Raw genomic sequence first — 17,128 nt, 5'->3', positions numbered from 1 at the left:
AGGCCGGAAACGGGATGATTTGACGTGCCCTTGCGGCGACCGAACATGATGTCAGTTCCCCGGTACGCGCGGCGATGGGCCGTCGCGTCCGGGTTGCTGCTCGCTGCAACCAGCCATGCCGCGCCCGCGCTCGCGTGGCAGGTGACGCCGCCCGACGCCGCGACCAAGGCAGCGATGGACAAGCGGACGTCCGCGCGCACCACGCTGGCTTCGGCTCTCGGCCGGATTGCCGCCAACGCCAATGACAGTACGGCGCTGCTCGACGCGGGCCGCGCGTCGATTGCGCTCGAGGATTATCGCGCGGCGCTCGGCTTTCTGCTGCGCGCTGAACGGGCGGCGCCGCGCGATGGGGCGGTCAAGGCGGCGCTCGGTTCGGCGATGGTCCATCTGGAAAATCCGACGCGTGCGCTCGATTATTTCGGCGAGGCGCAACTGCTGGGCGCACCCGAACGCACATTGCTCGCCGACCGCGGCCTGGCGCGCGATCTGCTGGGGCAACAGGATGCGGCGCAGCGCGACTATCAGCTCGCCTTGTCGATCGGCTCGGATGACGAGCTGGTGCGGCGCTATGCTCTGTCGCTCGGCATCAGCGGGGATATCGAGCGCGCCGTTCAGCTCCTCACGCCGCAGCTTCGCGCGCAAAATCGCGCGGCGTGGCGCTCGCGCGCGATGATCCTTGCGATGAACGGGCGCGACAAGGAGGCGACCGACATCGTCAATGCGACGATGCCCCCCGCGCTGGCGCAGGGGATTCTTCCCTACCTTGTCCAGATGGACCGGCTGAACCCCGCGCAACAGGCCGCGGCCGCGCATTTCGGACGCTTTCCGTCGGGCGAACTCGGCCCGCGCCGCGCCGCGGTGCAGGCTGCGGCGGCGACGCCCGCGCCGACTGCGGCGCCCGCAGCACGGCAACCCGCGCAATCGCGCCGCGACCGCACGAATCCGCCACCCGCGCGCACAGCAACCACAACAGCTCCGCCGACACGCGCCGCAACGAACAGCGCTCCCCCCGCACGGCCGACGCCAGCGCCGACTCCGGCGCCGACACCGACTCCCGTGCAAGTTGCGGCCGCCGTTCCCGTGCCGCCCTCGCCCGCACCGGCGCCCACTCCGACGCCTGTGTCTTCGCCGATACCGGCTGCGGCGCCGGTCGGCGTTGCGGTCAATCGCGACATGGGGCCCGTCGGTCCCGGCTTCTCGATTGCTGATGTCGGGCCGCAGCCCGCTCCCGCCGCTGCTTCGCCTGCGCCGCTCGCTTCGCTTGCCGAAATTGCGGGGTCGATCGAGATTCCGGCCGAGGAACTCGCGCGTCCGGACAATGCGCTCGGAGCCGATGTGCTCGCACGGCTTCAGGCCGACAAGCGCAAGGCCGAGGCTGCCGAGGCGGCGCGCCGCGAAAAGGAGGAAGCCGCAGCAAAAGCCAAGGCCGAAGCCGAGGCGAAGGCGAAGGAAGAAGCCGACCGCAAGAAGGCCAATCCCGCGCGCATGTGGGTCCAGATTGCCACTGGCGCCAATCTGAAGGCGCTCGCCTTCGACTATAACCGCTTCGCCAAGCGCAATGCAGAGCTGTTCAAGGGCAAGTCGGGATCGACCGCCGAATGGGGACAGACGCGCCGGCTGCTCGTCGGGCCGTTCAAGGACCGCAAGACTGCGCAGGACTGGCTTGCCGACTATAAAAAGGCCGAGGGCGACGGCTTCCTCTTCAACAGCGAAGCGGGCGAGACCGTCGAGCCGATCCGATGACGACCGCCCGCTGCGCGAGCGACCCGGCCGCGACGCGGGGCCGCCGCCACGAAGAGGTCGGACGCGTCGTTCGCGGTCCGCGCGATGCCTTTCAGCGCGACCGCGACCGCATCATCCATTCGATCGCCTTTCGCCGCTTGCGCCACAAAACGCAGGTGTTTGTCTGCCCCGACGGCGACCATTACCGTGTCCGCCTGACCCACAGCATAGAGGTGGCGCAGATCGGCCGCGGTATCGCCCGCGCGCTGGGGCTCAATGAGGATTTGACCGAGGCGCTGTGCCTCGCGCACGACATCGGCCACCCGCCTTTCGGCCATGCGGGCGAGGCCGCGCTGAAGGCCGCGATGCAGGCGCATGGCGGTTTCGACCACAATGGCCATACGCTCCGCACGCTTGCGCGGCTCGAATGTCCCTATCCGCGTTTCGACGGGCTCAATCTGACGTGGGAGACGCTGGAGGGGCTGGCGAAGCACAATGGCCCCGCGCGGCATCCCGGCTGGGCGCTCGCCGATATCGATGCCGACTTTCCGCTCGACCTTGCGAGCCACGCGAGCCTCGAGGCGCAGATTGCGGCAGTCGCCGACGACATCGCCTATGATAACCACGACATCGACGACGGGCTGCGCGCCGGATTGCTGGGCCTCGACCAGCTGATGGAACAGCCCTTTGTCGCTGCCAATTTCCGGGCGGTCGAAGCGCGGTTTCCGGGCGCGCCGCGCGACCGGTTGCTGCGCGAACTGGTGCGCGACCAGATTGGCGTGATGGTCAACGATGTGATCGCCGCCACCACCGCCAACGTCGCCGACGCGGGCGCTGCGTCGGTGGACGAGGTGCGCGCGGCGGGCCGCACGCTCGGTGGCTTTTCGCGCGATCTTGCGGCGAAGGAGCGCGATCTCAAGCGCTTCATGTACGCCAACCTCTACCACCATCCGTCGCAGCTCGCCGCTGCGGAGGGCGCGCGCTGCGTCATCGCGCGGCTTTTCGATGCCTATCTGGCCGACCCGTCCTTGATGGGTGAGGATTGGTCGTCGCGCGTCCCCGGCGATGAGGGTGCGACAATCCGGCACATTGGTGACTATATTGCGGGAATGACCGACCGTTTCGCCATTGACCGCTATGCGGAGATTTTCGGGCGCGCCGACGTGCCGGAGGCGCTCGCGCATGTCTGAGGCGCTGCTCGTCGGGGCCACCGGGCTTGTCGGCGGGCGCGTGATCGACAGCGCGGGCGACCTTGGGCTGACGATCCTTTCACGCCGCGCGATTGCCGATGTGCCGCCGCAGCATCGTGCGATCGTCGCGCCGACTGCCGATTGGCCCGGCATCATCGCGGCAGAGCGCCCGCGCGCGCTGATCTCCTGTCTCGGCACCACGATCCGGCAGGCGGGATCGCAGGCGGCCTTTCGTGCGGTCGATGTCGACCTGATCCTCGCCGCCGCGCATGCCGCCAAAGAGGCGGGGGCGCGGCAGATGATCGCCGTGAGTTCGGTCGGCGCGTCGCCGCGCGGCGGCAATTTCTACCTCCGCACCAAGGGAGAGACCGAGGAGGGCCTGCACGCTCTCGGGTTCGACCGGCTCGATATTGTCCGCCCAGGGCTGCTTCGCGGCGACCGCGGCGGGATCAAGCGGTTCGGCGAGACGATTGCGCTGATGGTCGCGCCGGTCACCGACGCAATGCTCCACGGCGGCCTCCGCCGCTACCGTTCGATTGCCGCCGCGACCGTCGCGCGCGCCATCGTCGCACTCGCGCGGGAAGGCGGCACCGGGGTCCATATTCACGAAAACGACGCGATCCGCGCGCTCGCCGATTGACTCCGCTTCAGGGCAGCGCCAAGGCTCGACCGTCCGCTGCGTCCTTTATCGAGGATTCGGCCGGCCGCGCGGGAGAGCGCGGGGGCGGTACGCCGCGCCTCGCCACCGAAGGAGCAACCGCCCCGGAAACTCTCAGGTCAACGGACCGCGCGGACGATTGGACACTCTGGAAAGCGCCCCGGCATGATGTCGAGGCCACCGAAGGGGTAACCCCATGATAGCATGGGGGAAAACTCTCAGGTTCCCGTGACAGAGGGGGCATGGCGAAGGAACGGCACCGGGCCGCGCCGCGTCATGTCAACGACGGGAGGCCGATATGAGCGAAACCGAAGACTTGATCGAAGAGGTGGCGACCGAGACGTTGCCGCTCGACGCATGGCACCGCGCAAAGGGCGGACGCATGGTCGAATTCGCCGGATACTGGATGCCGATCCAATATGAAGGCATCATGGCCGAACATCTGTGGGTCCGCGAAAATGCGGGCCTGTTCGATGTCAGCCACATGGGGCAGCTGCTGATTTCGGGCGACGGCGCCGCCGCGGCGCTCGAAACGCTCGTCCCCGGTGACATTTCGGCGCTGAAGCCCGGACGGATGCGTTATTCGCTACTGCTCGCCGAAGATGGCGGCATCCTCGACGACTTGATGATCACCAACGAAGGGGACCAATTCGGCATCGTCGTCAACGGTGCGGTGAAGTGGGAAGACATCGGGCACCTGCGCGAAAATCTGCCCGACCATATCACCCTTAATCATAATGAGGATTACGGCCTGTTGGCGCTGCAAGGACCGAAAGCGGTCGATGCGCTGTCGCGGCTCGTCCCCGAAGCCGCTGGTCTCGTCTTCATGCAGGCTACGCGCGCGACATGGCAGGGCCATGCGATCGGTCTCAGCCGCTCGGGCTATACGGGCGAGGACGGGTTCGAGATTTCGCTGCCCAACGCCGCGCTTGAAGCCTTTGCCGACGCGCTGTGCGCGATGGACGAGGTGAAGCCCATCGGGCTTGGTGCGCGCGACAGCCTGCGGCTCGAAGCTGGCTTGCCGCTTTACGGACATGATCTCGACGAGACAATCGATCCGGTCGAGGGCGACCTCGGCTTTGCGATCAGCAAGCGCCGCCGCGAGGAAGGCGGATTTCCGGGCGCCGCGCGCATCCTCGGCCATCTGGGGCAGGGGAGCGCGCGCAAGCGCGTAGGGCTGCTGATCGACGGGAAAATGCCGGTCCGCGAAGGCGCCAAGCTTTTCGACGGCAACACCGAAATCGGCGTCGTGACATCGGGTGGCTTCGCCCCCAGCGTCGGCGCGCCGATCGCGATGGGCTATGTCCCGACCGGCCTGTCCGAGCCGGGGACGCCGGTCGCGGCCGAAGTTCGTGGCAAGCGTGTGGCGTGCACCGTTACCGCCATGCCGTTCGTTCCACATCGTTACGTGCGCAAACAGGGAGGCTGATCGATGCCGCGCTATTTTACCGAAGAGCATGAATGGATCGACGTCGATGGCGAGGTCGCGACGGTCGGCATCACCGACTTCGCGCAGGGCCAGCTCGGCGACATCGTTTTCGTCGAGGTGCCCGACACCGGCGCCGAACTCAGCCAGGGCGGCGACGCTGCGGTCGTCGAGTCGGTGAAGGCGGCAAGCGACGTCTATGCACCCGTCGATGGCGTGGTGACCGAGGGCAATGCCGCGCTCGAGGAAGATCCGGCACTAGTCAACTCGGACCCCGAAGGCGAAGGCTGGTTCTTCCGCATGACATTGAGCGACAAGAGCCAACTCGACGGACTGATGAACGCGCAGGCGTACAAGGACTTCTGCGACGATCTGTGATTCAGCGGGCCCCTCCCGCCAGCGGGAGGGGGGAGATGACGTGACCAGCACCGACGCCGCCCTTGCCAACTGCCGCCTGATGGTGGCGACGCCCATTTATGAAGGGGCGCAGGGCAGCTATGTCCGCGCCGCTCTCGCGCTTGCACTGCAGGCGCAGGCGATGGGCGTTTCGGTGCGGTTCGAGTTCATCCTGTACCAGCCCGACGTCACGCGAGCGCGCAACGTGCTGAGCGCGATGTTCCTCGCCAGCGATTGTACGCATTTGCTGTTCGTGGACGCCGATATTGATTTCGTGGCCGACGATATATTCTCGATGCTGCACGCGATGTCGGCGCGACCCAAATGCGCCGTACTGGGAGCTGCCTGCCCGCGCCGGATGATAAATTGGGATGCCGTCGCGCGGGCCGCCGCATCGGGTATGCCGACGAGTGACCTCGCGCGCTATGCGGGGGAGTTTGCACTCCAGTTCGTCGACCCGACCCAGCGTTTTGCGGTCGGCGAGCCCGTCGAGCTTGTGCGGGTCGGAACCGGATTGATGCTGATCCGCCGCGACGTGCTCGAAACACTGCGGACCAACGGCGCCGATCTGGCGTTCCGTCCCGACCCGGCGGAACGGCAGGCGCACGCGATCGGGGAGGAGGCGCACGCCTTCTTTGCCCCCGTCATTGATCCCGAAAGCAAGGCGCTGCTGTCCGAAGACTATGGGTTTTGCCGCCGGGTGCGCGATGCTGGCTTTCGGATCTGGCTCGCGCCCTGGGTGCGCACCACCCACAGCGGGCCGATGATTTTCCAGGGGTCGATCCCCGACCTCGCGCAGCTTGCGGCTGTAAATTCAATTCCTTCTGCGGAGTAGTTCATGCGTTACCTCCCTTTGACCGCTGACGACCGGGCCGCGATGCTTGCCGCCGTCGGCGCTTCGTCGATCGACGATCTGTTCGCCGACGTCCCGCCTGAAGCGCGGCTCGACGGGCCGATTGCGGGCCTGCCGCTCCACGCCAGCGAGATCGCGGTCGAACGCCATATGCGCCGTCTTTCGAAGCAGAATCTGGCCGCCGCCGATGCGCCCTTTTTCCTTGGAGCGGGCGCCTATCGCCACCATATCCCCGCGAGCGTCGACCATCTGATCCAGCGCGGCGAGTTCCTGACCGCCTATACGCCGTACCAGCCCGAAATCGCGCAGGGCACGCTCCAGATGCTCTTCGAATTCCAGAGCCAGGTCGCGCGGCTGTTCGGCACCGACGTCGCCAATGCGTCGATGTACGACGGCTCGACCGCCTGCTGGGAAGCGATCGTGATGGCGCGGCGCATCACCAAGCGGAGCAAGGCACTGCTCTCGACGGGCCTCCACCCGCATTATCGCAGCGTCGCGCGCACGATGGCGAAATATACGCGCGACATGCTCGTCGATGGCGACCCGACCCTCGAAGCCGGAACCGACTGGGCCGCGCTCGCGGCGGCGGTCGACAAGGAGACGAGCTGCGTCGTCGTCCAATATCCCGACATTCTGGGCCGCATCGATGACATGTCGTCGCTGGCCGGGGCTTGTCAGGCGAATGGCGCGCTGCTGATCGCGGTCGTGACCGAGCCCGTCGCGCTCGGCCTTATCAAATCGCCCGGCGAAATGGGCGCCGACATTGTAGTGGGCGAGGGGCAGGCGATCGGCGTCGGGCTCCAGTTCGGCGGACCCTATGTCGGCCTGTTCGCCTGCAAGTCGAAATATGTCCGCCAGATGCCGGGGCGCCTTTGCGGCGAGACGGTCGACGCCAACGGCAAGCGCGGCTTCGTTCTCACCCTCTCGACGCGCGAACAGCATATCCGCCGCGAGAAGGCGACGAGCAACATCTGCACCAATTCAGGGCTTTGTGCGCTGGCATTCAGCATTCACATGACCTTGCTCGGCGAGGCAGGGCTGCGCCACCTCGCCGCGATCAATCATGGTCGGGCGAAGGCGGCGGCGGCAGAGCTTGCCAATATCCCCGGCGTGTCGGTGATGAACGACAGCTATTTCAACGAGTTCACGCTGCGACTCCCCACCGACGCGCGCGCGACGGTGCACAAGCTCGCTGAAAAGGGCGTCCTCGGCGGCGTTTCGCTCGGACGCCTCTATCCCGACAACGACGCGCTCGCGAACGGGCTGATCGTTGCGGTGACCGAAACCGTGACCGAGGACGATATCGCCGCCTTTGCCGCGGCACTGAAGGAGGTGCTGGCATGACCGCGCTCAACCCCGCCGGCTGGCGTCCCGAAATGTCTGTGTCAGGCGGCGCCGACGATAGCGCCACCTTCACCGGCAACCGCGCGCTGATGCTTGAAGAACCGCTGATCTTCGAAATCGGGTCGACCGAAACCACCGGCGTCGATTTCGACGACGATGCACCGGCCGCCGATCCGGGGTCGCTGATGCGCAGCGCGCCCATCGGCCTGCCGGGGCTCAGCGAGTCCGAAACGGTACGCCACTACACGCGCCTGTCGCGGCAGAATTATGCCATCGACCTCGGCCTCTTCCCGCTCGGAAGCTGCACGATGAAGCATAACCCGCGTCTCAACGAAAAGGTCGCGCGGATGCCGGGCTTTGCGGACGTCCACCCGCTCCAGCCGCAGGAAACGGTGCAGGGCGCACTCGCGGTCATCAACGAGCTCGCTTTCTGGTTGATCGAGCTCACCGGCATGTATGGCGTCGCCATGTCGCCCAAGGCGGGCGCGCATGGCGAGCTGTGCGGCATCCTGTGCATCAAGGCGGCGCTCGAAGCACGCGGCGAAGACCGGCGCGTGCTGCTCGTCCCCGAAAGCGCGCACGGCACCAACCCCGCCACGGCGGCCTTCGCGGGCTTCACGGTCGAGGATATTCCGGCGACCAAGGAAGGCCGCGTCGACCTGGAGGCGCTGAAAGCGCGGCTTGGCCCTGATGTGGCGGGGGTGATGATCACCAATCCCAACACCTGCGGCCTGTTCGAGCGCGACATGAAGGCGATTTCGGACGCGGTCCATGCGGTCGGCGGCTATGTCTATTGCGACGGCGCCAACTTCAACGCGATCGTCGGCAAGGTGCGCCCCGGCGACCTTGGCATCGATGCGATGCACATCAACCTGCACAAGACCTTTTCAACCCCGCACGGCGGGGGCGGGCCGGGTTCGGGTCCGGTCGTGCTGTCGGAAGCGCTCGCTCCCTATGGCCCGATCCCCTATGCGGCGCGCTACGCCGACGGCTCGCTCAAGCTGGTCGAGGAGGAAAGCGCGGGCGCCGAGCATCCCGAGACCTTCGGGCGGATGACCGCTTTCCACGGCCAGATGGGCATGTTCACCCGCGCGCTCGCCTATATCCTCAGTCACGGTGCGGACGGGTTGAAGCAGGTCGCCGAAGATGCGGTACTCAACGCCAATTATGTGCTGCGTAGCCTCGAGGATGTGCTCGACGCGCCCTTCGGACCGTCGGGGCCGTGCATGCACGAGGCGCTGTTTACCGACGAGGGGCTCGCCGAGGGCTTTACGACGCTCGACATCGCCAAGGCGCTGATCGACGAAGGCTATCACCCGATGACCGTCTATTTCCCGCTCGTCGTCCATGGCGCGATGCTGATCGAACCGACCGAGACCGAGTCGAAGGCGGTACTCGACCAGTTCATCGGCGCGCTGCGTAGCGTCGCGCTGCGCGCCAAGAACGGCGACCCCGCGCTCAAGGCAGCACCGCATTACGCGCCGCGCGCGCGGCTCGACGAAACGCTTGCGGCGCGCAAGCCCGTGCTGGCGTGGGAAGGTAACCTATAATCCATCGTCATCCCGGCGAAGGCCCGGATCTCGCCGGTGCGTCACGATTATAGGATGAGATCCCGGCCTTCGCCGGGATGACGGATAAAGGGGAGGGTGCGATGAGCTGGGACAGCCTGTTTCTATTGGCGAATTATTGGGCCATCGCGGCGTGGGTCGCACTTGCCCTTCTGCCGCGCGGGCCGAAGACGCTGGCGCTCATCCTCTATCTCGGCGTCGCGCTGCTCTGCCTCGCCTACACCATATTGATCGCGGGCTTCCTCACAGGCGCGATTAATCCCGGCAGCGAAACCGGTGGCAGCTTCACCTCGCTTGCAGGCGTGATGAAGCTGTTCGACACCCCCGGCGGGACGACCCTCGGCTGGGTCCATTATCTTGCGTTCGACCTGTTTGTCGGCATGTGGATCGCGCGCGACGCCGACCAGAAGGGCTTCAGCCGCATTGCGCAATTCCCCTTCCTGTTCCTGACGTTGATGGTCGGCCCGGTCGGGCTACTCGCCTGGCTGGTCGTGCGCGAGCGCCGCGCGCGCAAGCTTGCGAAAGCCAAGTGACCGATCCCTGGACTGCGGCCGACGGCGGCGGGGAAGCCAAGCGTCACGCGCCCGCGACGCTGCGCAACCGTGAGGCGATTGCGACGGTCCTCGCCGACTGGCTCCCCCCTGCGGGGCGCGTGCTCGAGGTCGCGAGCGGGTCGGGCGAGCATGTCGTCCATTTCGCCGCCGCCTTCCCGCATCTCGACTGGCAACCGAGCGACCCCGATCCCGACGCGCTGACCTCGATAGCCGCGTGGAGCGGCGAGGCGGCACACGCCAACATTGCGCCGCCGCTCTGTCTCGACGCCGCTGCGGGCGGCTGGCCGATCGGCTATGCCGACGCGCTGCTGTGCATCAACATGGTGCATATCAGCCCGTGGGAGGCAACGCTGGGGCTGTTCGCTGGCGGCGCGCGCCTGCTGAGGTCAGGCGCGCCGTTGATCCTCTATGGCGCCTATGTCGAGCCTGACGTACCGACGGCACCGAGTAACCTGACCTTCGACGCCAATTTGCGCGCGCGCAATCCCGCCTGGGGGCTGCGCAATCTGGATGACGTCAAGGCGGCGGCAGCCGATGCGGGCTTCCTATTCGCCGAACGCCGCGCGATGCCCGCGAACAATCTGATGCTGCTTTTCCGCCGGTCGTGACCGGCCGCCGCGGCTGGCACTCGTAACAGGTCAATCGCGGCTTTACCGAACGCGCGCTTCGGCTAGCCTCTCCGCAAATCGTGCATGAATGACGCGATTCGGGGAGAGTGAGATGGCGAGCGACGTGGCCGATATTCTGACGTTCGACGGGTTTCTGTCGCATTGGGCACAGGAGCGCGGTGACTGGACCGCAATGCGCGAGGAGGATCGCAGCTACAGCCATGCCGAACTCGACGCGCTGACGCGTAAGGTCGCCTCGGCTTTGATTGCGGCGGGCGTGCAGAAGGGCGAACGGATCGCGTGGATCGGCAAGAACAGCGATCTTTACTTCATCCTGTTCTATGGCGCCGCACGCGCGGGGATCGTGATGGCGCCGATCGGCTGGCGGCTGTCGCCCGCCGAATGGGCGTTCATCGTCAACGATACGCGCGCCAGGCTGGTGTTCGCTGGCCCCGGCTTTGAGGATCTCGCCGAAAAGCTCGCCGGACGGCTCGACCATGACCCGCAGATCGTCACCGCCGGCGCGGCGCGTGCGATGATCGGCGTCGCAACACCGCGCGATTTCGATGCCTCGGGACCCGACGACGCGGTGCTCCAGCTCTATACGTCGGGAACCACCGGCAATCCCAAGGGCGCAGTGCTGTCGAACCGCAACCTCTTCGCGCTCCGCCGCCATTCGGACGACCTCGACCTTCCCTATACCAAATGGGACGATGACGAGGCGGTGCTCGTCGCAATGCCCTGCGCGCATATCGGGGGGACGGGGCTGGGCATCATGGCGCTTGCCGCGGGGATTCCGGGCATCATCCTCGCCGAATTCAACCCCGACGGCGTGTTCGATGCGGTCGAAAAACATGGCGTGACGCGCTTTTTCATGGTGCCCGCGGCGCTCCACATGCTGCTGATGCACCCGCGCTGCGCGAGCGTCGATTACAGCCGACTCAAATATATCCTCTATGGCGCCGCACCAATCCCGCTCGAACTGCTGCGCCAGTGCATCAAGATGTTCGGGGCGCAGTTCATCCAGGCCTATGGGATGACCGAGACGACGGGAACGATCTGCATGCTCCCGCCCGAGGACCACGACCCCGAAGGCAATGCGCGGATGCGTTCGGCGGGAAAGCCGCTCCCCGGCGTCGAAATCCGCATCCTCGGCCCGGATGGACGGCATTGTGCGGTGGGCGAGGTCGGCGAAGTCGTCACCCGCTCGTCGAACAATATGCTGGGCTATTGGAACCTGCCCGACGCCACCGCAAATACGATGACCGACGACGGGTGGATACGCACCGGCGACGCGGGCTATCTCGACGCCGACGGCTATCTCTTCATCCACGACCGGATGAAGGACATGATCATCACCGGCGGCGAAAATGTCTATCCGGCCGAGGTCGAGAGCGCCATCTTCGGCCATCCCGCGGTGCAGGAGGTCGCAGTGTTCGGCGTCCCCGACGAAAAATGGGGCGAGGCCGTCAAGGCCGCGGTCGTGGCCAAGCCGGGCGAGACGGTCGACGAGGCCGCAATCATCGCCTGGGCACGCGAACGCATCGCCCCCTTCAAATGCCCGCGCAGCGTCGATGTGATTGCGGCGTTGCCGCGGAATGCGAGCGGCAAGATCCTGCGCAAGGACCTGCGCGCGCCCTATTGGGAAGGGCACGAACGGATGGTGAATTGATCGGGGGCGAACCACTGGTTGCAGCAGGAAAGCGCTTTTGACAGGGAGTTGGGGCGGGTTTCGACCGAAAAGTGACATTGACAGTATCGTCACCCCGGACTTGATCCGGGGTCCCGCTCAGCAGCGCCATAGAACCGGGACCCCGGGTCAAACCCGGGGTGACGAGGGTGTTATTGAATGTCCGCTCCCCACCCCCAAGCCGCCATTCGTCATTTGAAGCCGCCTTGGCACATTGACGCCCTCATCGCCATCACCAGCCCCCGCATTGCCCATCTTGCGCTGGCGCCACACCCCCTTACAAGCGGCGCAAAGCGATAAGGGGAGCCCCAGATGACCGATAGCCTGCTGCGCCGCAAATCCGTGCTTCCGGAAACGCAGGAGGGGAGCGGACTCGCGCGCACGCTTGGCTGGCCGCATCTGATCGCGCTCGGCGTGGGGGCGATCGTCGGCACCGGGATCTTGACGCTGATCGGCGTCGGCGCCGACAAGGCGGGGCCGGCGGTGATCCTGTCCTTTGCCGTCGCAGGGTTGATCTGCGCCTGCGCCGCGCTCGCCTATGCCGAAATGGCGACGATGATTCCCGCGTCGGGCAGCGCCTATACCTATAGCTATGTCGTGATCGGGGAGATTGTCGCCTGGGTCGTCGGGTGGAGCCTGATCCTCGAATATTCGCTGGTGGTGAGCGCGGTCGCGGTCGGATGGTCGGGCTATGCCGCGCCGCTGCTGCAAAGCTGGGCGGGGGTGCCCATGGCGTTGATGCAGGGGCCGGAACTGGGCGGTATCGTCAACCTGCCGGCGATCGGGATTATCGCGGTCGTTGCGGCCATGCTGCTGTACGGCACGCGCGAAAGCGCGACCGTCAACGCGATCCTCGTCGTCGTGAAAGTCGTCGCGCTCGCCGTGTTCGTAGCGGTGGCGCTGCCCGCGTTCGATGCGGCGAACCTCGAACCGTTCAGCCCCTATGGCTTTGCCAAACATATGGGCCCTGACGGGGTCGAGCGCGGGGTGATGGCGGCAGCGGCGATCATCTTTTTCGCCTTTTACGGCTTCGACGCCATCGCGACGGCGGCCGAAGAGACGAAGAACCCCGACCGCGACCTCAAGATCGGGATTGTCGGATCGATGCTCGCCTGTGTCGTCATCTATATACTCGTCGCGGTCGCGGCGGTGGGTGCGGTCGTCTATAGCCGGTTCGCGAACAGCCCCGAACCGCTCGCGCTGATCCTCCGCCAGCTCGGCCAGCCGCTCGCGGCGCAATATCTGGCGGTGTCGGCGGTCATTGCGCTGCCGACCGTGATTTTGGCCTTTTTCTATGGCCAGAGCCGCATCTTCTTCACCATGGCGCGCGACGGGCTGCTCCCGCAGAGCCTTGCGCGCGTGTCGGCGCGCGGGACGCCGGTGCGGATCACCATCTTTACCGCGATTGTCGTTGCGATCCTCGCCGGTTTTATTCCGCTCGGCGAACTTGCCGCGCTCGCCAATGCAGGCACGCTCGCGGCCTTTACTGCAGTGTCAATCTGCATGCTCATCCTGCGCCGCCGCGCGCCCGATGCGCCGCGCACCTTCCGCACGCCGCTGCCGTGGGTCGTCGGCGGCATCGCGGTGCTCGGCTGTATCTATCTGTTCGTCAGCCTGCCAGTGAAGACGCAGATATGGTTCGCCGTCTGGAACGTCGCGGGGATCGGTGTCTATTTCCTCTATGCCCGCCGGAACGCCGTCGCCCTATGAGGGGTGCAAGGCCACGAATCGTCCGAGTTTAGGGTTAATTTCATCGTAAGGATATTCGGCTAGCTGTCGGTGTCGCAGCGAAACGCCCGATGTGCGTGCTGCACATGGGACCGAAATTATGGGGACTGGCCGCGCCAGAGACACGGTTCGTCATGACCCGGGGTCTCTTAATCAGCTTCGTAAACCGTTTTCGCGGACGGGCGAGGGCAATCTCGCCGCGAGGCAGCGCGCTCGTCAGCGGCCGCCGGTTGTGAAGCGAGAGTCCGTGAGCCATTCTGCGCAAAAGAAGGACGACGCCCGGCGCATCTATCTGTCGGTACGTGCCAAATTCATGCTTGCGCTGGGCATTGCGATCGCGTGGACAAGTTTCAGCGTCGTGCTCTCGCAGCGCTGGATGGCCGAACTCGCCGCGGTGACGAGCTGGACTTTCGCGCTGATTGCCATCGGCTTCATCGCCTATGTGCCGGGTTTCATGAATGCCTTTCTGATCGCGACCCTTGCGCTCGACCGGCGTCCGCCGGTGGAAAAACTGCCGCGAAAACTGCCGGGCGTGACCATTCTTGTCGCCGCTTATAACGAAGCGGCGGCGATCCGCGATACGCTGACCAGCCTGTCGCGGCAGGATTATCGTGGTCCGCTCGAGGTGCTGGTGCTCAACGACGGATCGACCGACGATACGGCTGCCATCGTGCGCGAGCTGCTCAAAACGCTCGCCATCCCCAAAAAGGCGAAGTTCGAGCTGCTCGACTTCCCGGTCAACCGCGGAAAATCGGCGGCGCTAAACGACGGGCTACGCGCCTCGTCGCACGGCCTTGTCGTCACGATCGACGGCGACTGCTGGGTCAAGCGAAACGGTGTGACCCGGATCGTCGGGCGCTATCTTTCGGACCCCGATGATACTGCGGCAATCGCCGGTGCCGTGATGGTCCGCAATTCGCGGGCGAACCTGCTCACCCGCGCGCAGGAATGGGACTATTTCCACGGCATTGCCGCGGTGAAGCGCATGCAGGGCATGTATCATGGCACGCTCGTCGCGCAGGGGGCCTTTTCGCTCTATCGCCGCGACGCGCTCGATGAAGTCGGGGGCTGGCCCGAGTGCGTCGGCGAGGACATCGTCGTATCGTGGGCATTGCTCGCTCGCGGCTATCGCATCGGCTATGCCGACAGCGCGCTGGCCTTTACCAACGTCCCCGAAGGGTTCCGGCAGTTTGCGTTGCAACGCAAGCGCTGGTCGCGCGGATTGATGGAAGCGTTCAAGGCGCATTGGGAATTGCTGTTCAAACGCCGGATGACGACGCTGTTCATCTGGTGGAACGTGACCTTCCTGCCGCTCGACCTTGTTTACAGCTTTGTCTTTATTCCGGGTCTGGTGCTCGCGGTTTTTGGCCATTTCTATATCGCCGGACCATTGACGCTGGCAGTGTTGCCGCTCGCGGCGCTGTGGAACGTCGTCATCTTTCGCATCCAGCGCAACGTGTACGAGAATGAGGATCTGAAAGTGCGGCACAACCCCGCCGGCTTCCTCTTTTACGCGCTCGTCTACAGCCTGATCATGCAGCCGGTTTGCGTGTGGGGCTATCTCGCCGAAATCATCGGGATGAAGAAAAAATGGGATACCAAGTGAAACCGCTGTTCGTCGTAGCGCTGTGGTTGGCGGCGTCCCCTGTCGCGGCGCAGGAAACCGACGCAAATGACGCAGGGTCCGGCAAGCATGCGGCGGGGATCGACTTCTTTGCTTCGACCGATGCCGATCAAACCGACGTCTTTCGCGCCGGGGTCAATTTCGACGTCGAGCACCAGGACCAGCGGAATTATCTGGGCCTGCGCTACGAAAAGGCATGGTATCGCCCGTTGGGACAGGCGACGGTCGACAAGGATCGGCTTTTCGTGCGCGCGGCGGATTCCAGCGGTCCTTGGAACTGGAGCGCGCAGGTCGGCACCGACGGTGACACCGTCATCGGCGCCGCAACGATTCACGACGATGCGCGCTTTCGAAAAGAGTTTTTCATCGAACGCGACATTGTCGAAACGCCGCGAGGGGTGAGCGACGGCATTTATTACACCTTCGTCGGCGGCGCGATCGACCTTCCTGCCGACGATCGGAACAATTTCACCCTGGTGGCCGGGGCGCAGGAGTTCACGGGCAAGAATGTCCGGCTGCATGCGCGCGCCAATTATGTGCATGTCGTAAAGCCCGAACTGGGCCTGAGTGCACAGCTGCGCGCCCGCTATTTTCACAGCACGCGCCCTCGCGAGTTCGATTATTATTCGCCGCGCTGGTATGTGCAGATATTGCCGGTCGCGCAGATGCGCCGATACAGCGGCGGCTGGCGCTATATGATTGCGGGCGGTGTCGGGGCGCAGCGCGATGCGGTGTCCGACTGGCGCGCATCCTATTACGCGGGGGCCGAGGTGACGAGCCCCGAGGTCGGACGCGACTGGTATCTGAAGGCCAGTGCGCTTTACAACAATATCCCGCAGAACAGCGGCGCTTATGACTATGGGCAGTTCTCGATAGCGCTCACCCGCGCATTTTAGGCGGTTCGCGCGGCCTCAGCTGCGGTCATCGCTTGACTCTGCGGGCATTGCCGCTATGAGCGCCCGCGTGTTGTCGCGGGTTCGCCCACGACAATTCCGTCCGAGACAGTTGGTGAGGGGGATTTGCCCTTCTTAATTTCCAGCCGAGACGGGGAACAGTCTTTTATCGGTCGCCCGCCTGGAACGTCCAGGTGACGCGGCTTGACCGACCCCTTCGGACATCGTTGCGCGAATGACAGACGGGATTCGTCCCTTGTCGGTTGTTCGCGTGTGTTAGTCGCCCGGCGGCGCGTGCCCTTGCGGCGCGGGCGTCCGGGCAGATGAGTGGAGTATAGGCATGGATCGTACGGAAAAGGCCGAAGCCGTATCCTCGCTGAACGCTACGCTGGCAAATGCCGCCTCGGTTGTGGTCGTCCGCAACCTTGGCATGACCGTCGCCCAGTCGACGGTGCTGCGCCAGCAAATGCGCGATGCAGGGGCCGACTTTCGCGTCACGAAGAACCGTCTTGCCAAAATCGCGCTCGACGGCACGACCTACACCGGCATCGGCGATCTGCTGACCGGTCCCACGGCCCTCGCCACCTCGACCGATCCGGTCGCGGCGGCAAAGATCGCCGTGGATTTTGCCAAGACCAACGACAAGCTTGAGATCGTTGGTGGCGGCATGGGCGACGTGGTGCTCGACGTGGATGGCGTGAAGGCGCTCGCTTCGCTTCCCTCGCTCGACGAGCTGCGTGCCAAGATCATTGGTCTGGTACAGGCTCCGGCTACCAAGGTTGCTCAGATTGCAGCAGCCCCGGCTGGGCAGTTGGCGCGGGTTTTTGGCGCATATGCCGCCAAAGAAGCAGCATAATTTCGATTTGAACTGAAA

General features: G+C 65.3%; 15 protein-coding genes and 1 riboswitch. All 15 genes read left to right on the top strand.

The genetic code is table 11. The features are described from left to right. Window positions 1-48: 48 nt before the first annotated feature. The 15 genes from JI743_RS04535 to rplJ all read left to right on the top strand — a co-directional run bounded on the left by JI743_RS04535 (window position 49) and on the right by rplJ (window position 17,110). Window positions 49-1,743 carry a tetratricopeptide repeat protein gene (locus tag JI743_RS04535; RefSeq protein ID WP_236659684.1) on the top strand — a complete coding sequence of 565 codons (1,695 nt, stop codon included), beginning with the start codon at window positions 49-51 and terminating at the stop codon, window positions 1,741-1,743. Next, entirely contained in the window at window positions 1,740-2,912 is a 1,173-nt protein-coding gene (locus JI743_RS04530) for a deoxyguanosinetriphosphate triphosphohydrolase (protein WP_201926344.1), read from the top strand. The genes JI743_RS04535 and JI743_RS04530 overlap by 4 nt, the downstream gene beginning before the upstream one ends. Beyond that, window positions 2,905-3,552, top strand: coding sequence for a Rossmann-fold NAD(P)-binding domain-containing protein (locus tag JI743_RS04525; RefSeq protein ID WP_201926342.1), 648 nt, complete (start codon window positions 2,905-2,907; stop codon window positions 3,550-3,552). Before JI743_RS04530 ends, JI743_RS04525 begins: the two co-directional genes overlap by 8 nt. Window positions 3,553-3,611: 59 nt before the next feature. After that, window positions 3,612-3,710, top strand: a riboswitch (glycine riboswitch). A 158-nt stretch (window positions 3,711-3,868) separates the two neighbouring features. After that, window positions 3,869-4,999 (top strand): glycine cleavage system aminomethyltransferase GcvT, encoded by a 1,131-nt coding sequence (gcvT, locus tag JI743_RS04520; protein ID WP_201926340.1) that lies wholly within the window; start codon window positions 3,869-3,871, stop codon window positions 4,997-4,999. Between the two features lie 3 nt (window positions 5,000-5,002). Beyond that, a complete protein-coding gene (gcvH, locus tag JI743_RS04515) occupies window positions 5,003-5,374 on the top strand; it encodes a glycine cleavage system protein GcvH (protein ID WP_201926338.1) in 372 nt (123 codons plus the stop codon). A gap of 40 nt (window positions 5,375-5,414) precedes the next feature. After that, window positions 5,415-6,227, top strand: a complete 813-nt coding sequence (locus JI743_RS04510) for a hypothetical protein (RefSeq protein ID WP_330901895.1) — start codon at window positions 5,415-5,417, stop codon at window positions 6,225-6,227. 3 nt (window positions 6,228-6,230) lie between these two features. Then, window positions 6,231-7,589: an aminomethyl-transferring glycine dehydrogenase subunit GcvPA gene (gcvPA, locus tag JI743_RS04505; protein ID WP_201926336.1), complete on the top strand. Its 1,359-nt coding sequence runs from the start codon at window positions 6,231-6,233 to the stop codon at window positions 7,587-7,589. Then, entirely contained in the window at window positions 7,586-9,139 is a 1,554-nt protein-coding gene (gene gcvPB / locus JI743_RS04500; RefSeq protein WP_201926334.1) for an aminomethyl-transferring glycine dehydrogenase subunit GcvPB, read from the top strand. The genes gcvPA and gcvPB overlap by 4 nt, the downstream gene beginning before the upstream one ends. Before the next feature lie 101 nt (window positions 9,140-9,240). Next, the gene (locus tag JI743_RS04495) at window positions 9,241-9,690 is read left to right on the top strand and encodes an ABA4-like family protein (protein ID WP_201926332.1); all 450 of its coding nucleotides are present in this window, start codon (window positions 9,241-9,243) and stop codon (window positions 9,688-9,690) included. Then, complete coding sequence (locus JI743_RS04490; protein WP_201926330.1) at window positions 9,687-10,319, top strand: DUF938 domain-containing protein; 633 nt, start codon at window positions 9,687-9,689, stop codon at window positions 10,317-10,319. The genes JI743_RS04495 and JI743_RS04490 overlap by 4 nt, the downstream gene beginning before the upstream one ends. 112 nt (window positions 10,320-10,431) lie before the next feature. Next, window positions 10,432-11,991 (top strand): fatty acid--CoA ligase, encoded by a 1,560-nt coding sequence (locus JI743_RS04485; RefSeq protein WP_201926328.1) that lies wholly within the window; start codon window positions 10,432-10,434, stop codon window positions 11,989-11,991. Between the two features lie 330 nt (window positions 11,992-12,321). Continuing rightward, window positions 12,322-13,719, top strand: a complete 1,398-nt coding sequence (locus JI743_RS04480; RefSeq protein WP_201926326.1) for an amino acid permease — start codon at window positions 12,322-12,324, stop codon at window positions 13,717-13,719. 265 nt (window positions 13,720-13,984) lie between these two features. Then, on the top strand, window positions 13,985-15,343 hold the full coding sequence (locus JI743_RS04475) for a glycosyltransferase family 2 protein (protein WP_201926324.1): 1,359 nt from the start codon (window positions 13,985-13,987) through the stop codon (window positions 15,341-15,343). Next, a complete protein-coding gene (locus JI743_RS04470) occupies window positions 15,340-16,257 on the top strand; it encodes a hypothetical protein (protein ID WP_201926322.1) in 918 nt (305 codons plus the stop codon). The genes JI743_RS04475 and JI743_RS04470 overlap by 4 nt, the downstream gene beginning before the upstream one ends. Before the next feature lie 337 nt (window positions 16,258-16,594). Further along, a complete protein-coding gene (gene rplJ / locus JI743_RS04465) occupies window positions 16,595-17,110 on the top strand; it encodes a 50S ribosomal protein L10 (protein WP_201926320.1) in 516 nt (171 codons plus the stop codon). Window positions 17,111-17,128 lie beyond the last annotated feature (18 nt).

Origin of the sequence: Sphingopyxis jiangsuensis (assembly GCF_016734905.1) — a bacterium.
Classification (GTDB): domain Bacteria; phylum Pseudomonadota; class Alphaproteobacteria; order Sphingomonadales; family Sphingomonadaceae; genus Sphingopyxis; species Sphingopyxis jiangsuensis.
Note: the sequence above shows the minus strand (reverse complement) of the source record. Positions and strands in the feature narration are given on the sequence as shown.

Bases quoted from the DNA above. Each gene is read 5' to 3' on its own strand.
- JI743_RS04535 (WP_236659684.1), top strand. From the start codon at position 49: ATGTCAGTTCCCCGGTACGCGCGGCGATGGGCCGTCGCGTCCGGGTTG.
- JI743_RS04530 (WP_201926344.1), top strand. From the start codon at position 1,740: ATGACGACCGCCCGCTGCGCGAGCGACCCGGCCGCGACGCGGGGCCGC.
- JI743_RS04525 (WP_201926342.1), top strand. From the start codon at position 2,905: ATGTCTGAGGCGCTGCTCGTCGGGGCCACCGGGCTTGTCGGCGGGCGC.
- gcvT (WP_201926340.1), top strand. From the start codon at position 3,869: ATGAGCGAAACCGAAGACTTGATCGAAGAGGTGGCGACCGAGACGTTG.
- gcvH (WP_201926338.1), top strand. From the start codon at position 5,003: ATGCCGCGCTATTTTACCGAAGAGCATGAATGGATCGACGTCGATGGC.
- gcvPA (WP_201926336.1), top strand. From the start codon at position 6,231: ATGCGTTACCTCCCTTTGACCGCTGACGACCGGGCCGCGATGCTTGCC.
- gcvPB (WP_201926334.1), top strand. From the start codon at position 7,586: ATGACCGCGCTCAACCCCGCCGGCTGGCGTCCCGAAATGTCTGTGTCA.
- JI743_RS04495 (WP_201926332.1), top strand. From the start codon at position 9,241: ATGAGCTGGGACAGCCTGTTTCTATTGGCGAATTATTGGGCCATCGCG.
- JI743_RS04485 (WP_201926328.1), top strand. From the start codon at position 10,432: ATGGCGAGCGACGTGGCCGATATTCTGACGTTCGACGGGTTTCTGTCG.
- JI743_RS04480 (WP_201926326.1), top strand. From the start codon at position 12,322: ATGACCGATAGCCTGCTGCGCCGCAAATCCGTGCTTCCGGAAACGCAG.
- rplJ (WP_201926320.1), top strand. From the start codon at position 16,595: ATGGATCGTACGGAAAAGGCCGAAGCCGTATCCTCGCTGAACGCTACG.